This window comes from Sphingomonas sp. (genome assembly GCF_042095875.1).
In the GTDB taxonomy this organism is placed as follows: Bacteria; Pseudomonadota; Alphaproteobacteria; order Sphingomonadales; family Sphingomonadaceae; genus Sphingomonas.
Genome location: NZ_JBELMJ010000084.1, coordinates 1 through 5,285, shown reverse-complemented (window position 1 = coordinate 5,285; position 5,285 = coordinate 1). Strand labels below are relative to the sequence as shown.

Annotated in this window: 6 protein-coding genes; 3 read left to right on the top strand and 3 right to left on the bottom strand. The window is 70.3% G+C overall.

The genetic code is table 11. From position 1 onward, the window contains the following. Nucleotides 1–650, bottom strand: a 650-nt coding sequence (locus ACFDS6_RS16440) for a pyruvate kinase (RefSeq protein ID WP_375273175.1), incomplete at its 3' end; no start/stop codon positions are given. A gap of 92 nt (nt 651–742) precedes the next feature. Here ACFDS6_RS16440 and ACFDS6_RS16435 point away from each other — a divergent pair. The 3 genes from ACFDS6_RS16435 to ACFDS6_RS16425 all read left to right on the top strand — a co-directional run bounded on the left by ACFDS6_RS16435 (nt 743) and on the right by ACFDS6_RS16425 (nt 2,872). Continuing rightward, nucleotides 743–1,033 (top strand): DUF1244 domain-containing protein, encoded by a 291-nt coding sequence (locus ACFDS6_RS16435; RefSeq protein WP_375273174.1) that lies wholly within the window; start codon nt 743–745, stop codon nt 1,031–1,033. Between the two features lie 93 nt (nt 1,034–1,126). Then, nucleotides 1,127–2,482, top strand: a complete 1,356-nt coding sequence (locus ACFDS6_RS16430) for an amidohydrolase family protein (RefSeq protein ID WP_375273173.1) — start codon at nt 1,127–1,129, stop codon at nt 2,480–2,482. 123 nt (nt 2,483–2,605) lie between these two features. Next, nucleotides 2,606–2,872: a DUF2312 domain-containing protein gene (locus ACFDS6_RS16425; protein ID WP_019517774.1), complete on the top strand. Its 267-nt coding sequence runs from the start codon at nt 2,606–2,608 to the stop codon at nt 2,870–2,872. Nucleotides 2,873–2,930: 58 nt separating this feature from the next. Here ACFDS6_RS16425 and ACFDS6_RS16420 read toward each other — a convergent pair whose 3' ends face one another. Further along, on the bottom strand, nt 2,931–3,635 hold the full coding sequence (locus ACFDS6_RS16420; protein ID WP_375273172.1) for a DUF4396 domain-containing protein: 705 nt from the start codon (nt 3,633–3,635) through the stop codon (nt 2,931–2,933). 35 nt (nt 3,636–3,670) lie between these two features. Next, nucleotides 3,671–5,134: an ATP-binding protein gene (locus tag ACFDS6_RS16415; protein ID WP_375273171.1), complete on the bottom strand. Its 1,464-nt coding sequence runs from the start codon at nt 5,132–5,134 to the stop codon at nt 3,671–3,673. Between the last annotated feature and the right edge of the window lie 151 nt (nt 5,135–5,285).

The following is a 5,285-nucleotide window of genomic DNA, read 5'->3' as shown; positions in this document are numbered from 1 at the left end:
GCCTTGCCCTCGATCAGCTTGCGCGCTTCCCACAGATCCTCGGGGCGCTGGACGAACGACAGCGCGATCCAGTCGACGCCCTGGTCGATCGCGAAGGACAGGTCGCTGCGGTCCTTGGCGGTCAGCGCCGCCATCGGCACCACCACGTCGGGCACGTTCAATCCTTTGTTGTTGCTCAAGGGCCCGCCGACCTCGACCGTCGTCACCAGCCGATCGGCGTCGCACTCCAGCACGCGCAGCACCAGCTTGCCGTCGTCGAGCAGCAGCCGCGCACCCGCCTCCATCGCGGCGAAGATCTCGGGGTGCGGCAATTGCACGCGCGTCGCGTCGCCCGGCGTCGCGTCGTGGTCGAGCACGAAGGTGCTGCCCGTCTCCAGCACCACGCGCCCTTCCGCGAAGCGGCCGACGCGCAGCTTCGGCCCCTGCAGGTCGGCGAGGATGGTCGACGGGCGGTCGAACTCCCGCTCCAGCGCGCGGATCGCCTTGATCACGTCGACCTTCGACGCCTGGTCGCCGTGGCTCATGTTGATGCGGAACGCGTCGGCGCCGGCCTGGAACAGCTTCGCGATCATCTCGGGCGTGCTGCTGGCGGGGCCGAGCGTCGCGAGGACGCGGACCTTCCGCGAGCGAGGGGCGAAGGAGTGGGTCATGGAAAAGGCTTCCTGCTTTGCGCGCCCGTGCCTTAGCCGCTAACCGCGAGCGATCAACCTCGCAGACGCCGAAGTCGTCATCGGAGATACGAATGGACACGCTCGACACCCTGGACGACGCGGCCGCCGCCGCCGCTTTCCGCCGGCTGGTGCGCCACCTGCGCCACCGCAGCGACGCGCAGAACGTCGACCTGATGGGGCTCGCCGGTTTCTGTCGCAACTGCCTGTCCGACTGGACGCAGGAAGCATCGGGCATGTCGAAGGACGCGGCGCGCGAGACGATCTACGGCATGCCCTATGCCGAGTGGAAGGCGAACCACCAGGCCGACGCCAGCCCTGAGCAGTTGGAGCGGATGGCGGAGAGTGTGAAGAAGAACGCCTGACCGGCGGACCCCTTGCCGGTGCGTCGATTACCGGCCACGCTGTCACCGACGGGAGGCGCGCCGGGGCAGGCGCGTCATGGGGGAGACAGGCCGTTGTTGAAGTTCGTCGGTAGCGCGCTGGCGCTGGTTCTCGCGGTGCCCGCGTCGGCGCAGTCCCCGGTGACAGGGACGGGGGCGGGGGCGCCGGCGGCGGCCGCACCCGCAGCCGCACCCGTCGTCACCTACATCCACGCCGGGCAGTTGCTCGACCGCCCCGGCCGGCCGCCGCGCGGGAACAGCACGATCGTGGTGCGCGACGGGCGGGTGGCGGAGGTGCGCGACGGCTTCGTCGCACCGCCCGCGGGCGCGAAGCTGGTCGATCTGTCGCGCCGCTTCGTGCTGCCCGGCCTCACCGACATGCACGTCCATTTATGGGGGATCGGCGGCGATCCGCTGCGCGCGCGCCTCGCGGAGGCGACGCAGGACCAGGCCGACGACATGATGGTCGCCGTCGTCAACGCGCGCCGCACGCTGGAAGCGGGCTTCACCACCGTGCGCGACCTGGGCGGCGACCCGCGGGGCTTGCGCGCGCTGCGCGAGGCGGTCGAGCGCGGCGACGTGGCGGGGCCGACGATCGTCAACGCAGGGCTCATGATCTCGGTAACGGGCGGGCACGGCGACGGCACCAACGGGCTGGGTGAGACCTTCGCCGACGCGGTCCACGCGCACCAGATCAACGTGTGCGACGGCCCCGACGATTGCCGCCGCGCGGTGCGCAAGCAGGTCGGATTGGGCGCGCAGGTGATCAAGTTCGCCGCGACCGGTGGCGTGCTGTCGAACGTGTCGGGTGGCCTCGGGCGCGCGATGACGCCTGAGGAGATGCGCGCAATCGTCGAGACCGCGCACGCGCTGGGGCGCAAGGCGACCGCGCACAGCCACGCGGCGGAGGGGACGAAGGCGGCGCTGGAGGCGGGCTGCGACTCGATCGAGCACGCGAGCTACTTGGACGACGAGACGATCCGGCTGTTCAAGGCCAAGGGCGCCTACCTGGTGCCGACCGAGATCGCGCCGGTCGCGGCACTCGCGCAGGCGCGCTCGGGCGCGCTGCCGCCTGCTACGATCCCCAAGGCGGAGGCGGCCGCGGCGGCGATGCACGCCAACCATAAGAAGGCGTGGGCGGCAGGCGTCAAGTTCGCGTTCGGCACCGATTCAGGCGTTTCCAAGCACGGCGAGAACGCGACCGAGTTCGCGTACCTGATCGACCTGGGCATGACCCCGGCGCAGGCGATCGCGAGCGCGACGGTCGCCGCCGCCGACCTGCTGGGCCGCGACGACATCGGCACGCTGGAGCCGGGCAAACGCGCCGACGTGATCGCGGTGACGGGCTCGCCGCTGGAGGACGTGCGCCGGCTGGAGCACGTCGACTTCGTGATGCACCGGGGGCAGATCGCCAAACCGATCGTCGACTAACGCTTGAGCGCGGGCGCGGCGTCCACTAGGTGCCGCGCCCACACCCATCAGGGTTAACCGGCCGAACCCCGCCCGCTTCTCGCGCGGCAGGGCGCGCGGCCTATTCTTTCAAGGGACGAACACATGGCTGAAGAGCGGGGCGAGGGCATGGGCGGCGGTCAGGTCGCGGCGGACGAGCTGCGGCTGCTGATTGAGCGCGCCGAGCGGCTGGAGGAAGAGAAGAAGGGTATCCAGGACGACATCAAGGACGTGATGTCGGAGGCGAAGAGCCGCGGATACGATCCCAAGGCGATCCGCAAGATCATGTCGATCCGCAAGAAGAAGCGCGAGGAATATCAGGAAGAGGAAGCGATCCTCGAGGTGTACATGCAGGCGCTGGGCATGATCTGATCGCGCGCGGGCCGGATCGCGCGACGAGCGCGCACCGGCCCGGACGATCTCGTGCGGACTACATCTTCTCCTTCAGCCCGGCGCTGACCAGCCACCAGTTGACCGGGTAGGCGGTGACGAACCCCGCCACCATCGCCAGCTGCATGACGAACCAGAACTCCGGGCTGTTCACCGGCGCGATGTCGCCGTAGGCGGGGCGCAGCCAGGCGAATTGCAGCAGCGCCATGACGCCGTACATGCCGACCTGCCACGAGGTGATCGACAGGAAGTCGGCCTTGACCGCTGCCTTGATCCCGCCGGCCATCGACAGGTCGCGCATCGGCTTAATGGTAAAATACTGGAACACGATGCCGATCGCGAAGGCGAGCAGGTAATCGAACACCCACACCGCGAACGTCTTCTCGCCGAACAGCGATCCCCAGCCGAACGCGACCGCGATGCCGGGCGCTGCGAAGGCGAGCCATTCCGCGACGATGTCGCCCAACGTGCACCCCGCGCCGCAGTGGCTCGCGCCCTTCGCCACCGCGATCCGCATCGGCGGCTCGCCGTCTTGCCCGTCGCGGCCGGGCGCCGGACCGCGACCGTGCCGCCAGTAGAGCCACAGCCACAGCAATCCGCCGAACAGCGCGGAGAGCGGCCAGACGAGATACATGATCCACATGTCCTGCGCGCGCCGCTTCTCGTCGAGCGCGATCAGCAGCGCGCACGCGCCCGCGACGAGGAGCGAGGCGGTGGCGAGCAGGTGGAGCCAGGCGGGAAACATTCGGCAACAACGCGCGAGGGCGCGGTGCCGCTCCCTTACGCCGCCTCCGCCGAGGCCGTGGTCCAGCCGAGGTGCGGGATGGTGATCGAGCGCTTGCCCGACAGATCGACGCGGCTGACGAACAGCTCGCGGTTCTCGATATAGCCGATCAGCCGGCGCACGCGGCCGAGCGAGCTGGTGCCGTAGGTGTGCGCCAGTTGCTCGTCCGACGGGCACGGCTCGCCCTCGCGCGCGGCGCGCGCGACGAGCAGGAACGCGCCCATCATGTCCTCGGGGAGGGTATCGGCGAGCCTAAGCGCGTCGGCCCATTCCTCCGCGCCCACGTCGAAGATCCCCGCGCGCGCGCAGCTCAGCCGCCGGGTGAAGGCGGTCAGGTCCATCGCGGGCCGTGGCAATCCCGCCATGCGGCAGCGGACCTGGAAATCCTGGAACAGCACCGACGCGGGACGCCCGAACGCCTCGGGATCGGACACGACCCCGCGCAGCGCCTCGGCGTAGATCGCCTCCACCTCGTCCTCGCTGCGCTCGGGCTGCGCGGTGGCGGCGACGCTGGCGGCGGGGCTGCGCGACAGGTCGGACGCGACCTCGTTGGCGGGGACGCGGCGCGGCCGCGGCGCGTGCGCCATCGGCAGCTCGGGCGCGTCGACCACCGGCTCGACGATCAGGTCGGCGAGTTCGAGCGGGCGCGCGTCGGGTAGCGGCACGAGCTTGGGGCTCGACGAGCGCGCCGACGTCTCGACCTCGCCGATCCGCACGCTGACCGGGCGGCGCGAGACCGCAGGGCCGAGCGCCATGAAGGTGCCGCGCGGCAGGTCGCGGATCGCCTCCGCCTGGCGCCGCTCCATGCCGAGTAGGTCGGCCGCGCGCGCCATGTCGATGTCGAGAAAGGTGCGCCCCATCAGGAAGTTGCTGGCTTCCGCCGCAACGTTCTTGGCGAGCTTAGCGAGGCGCTGCGTCGCGATCACCCCGGCGAGCCCGCGCTTGCGCCCGCGGCACATCAGGTTGGTCATCGCCGACAGTGACGCGCGGCGCACATCCTCCGCGACCTCACCGCCGGTCGTCGGCGCGAACAGCTGCGCTTCGTCGACGACGACGAGTGCCGGATACCAATGCTCGCGCGGGGCGTCGAACAATGCCGACAGAAACGCGGCGGCGCAGCGCATCTGGCCTTCCGCCTCCAGCCCTTCGAGGCTCAGCACCACCGAGGTGCGATGCGCGCGCAGCCGTCCGGCGAAGCGCTCGATCTCGGGCACCGAGTAATCCGCCGCCTCGATCGCGACGTGGCCGTAGGCACCCGACAATGTGACGAAATCGCCCTCGGGATCGATCACCACCTGCTGCACCTGGCCCGCCGAGCGTTCGAGCAGGCGGCGCAGCAGGTGCGACTTGCCCGACCCCGAATTGCCCTGCACGAGCAGGCGGGTCGCCAGCAATTCCTCAAGGTCCATCGCGACCGGCGAGCCGCGCTCGTCGAGCCCCATGTCCACGCGTACCGTCATGGTGGTGCCTGTGCCCGGCGCGTGTGGCGGGAGCAAGGCCGCGACTCGGCTGGCGTGGTTGAGCCGCGCGGCGCATCCCATTAAGGGCAGGGCCAAAGCATCATCGCGGGACACCCATGGCAGGCCATTCCAAGTTCAAGAACATCATGCA

Excerpts from the sequence above, each read along its gene's own strand:
- ACFDS6_RS16435 (WP_375273174.1), top strand. The coding sequence starts at position 743 with ATGGACACGCTCGACACCCTGGACGACGCGGCCGCCGCCGCCGCTTTC.
- ACFDS6_RS16425 (WP_019517774.1), top strand. The coding sequence starts at position 2,606 with ATGGCTGAAGAGCGGGGCGAGGGCATGGGCGGCGGTCAGGTCGCGGCG.
- ACFDS6_RS16420 (WP_375273172.1), bottom strand. The coding sequence starts at position 3,635 with ATGTTTCCCGCCTGGCTCCACCTGCTCGCCACCGCCTCGCTCCTCGTC.
- ACFDS6_RS16415 (WP_375273171.1), bottom strand. The coding sequence starts at position 5,134 with ATGACGGTACGCGTGGACATGGGGCTCGACGAGCGCGGCTCGCCGGTC.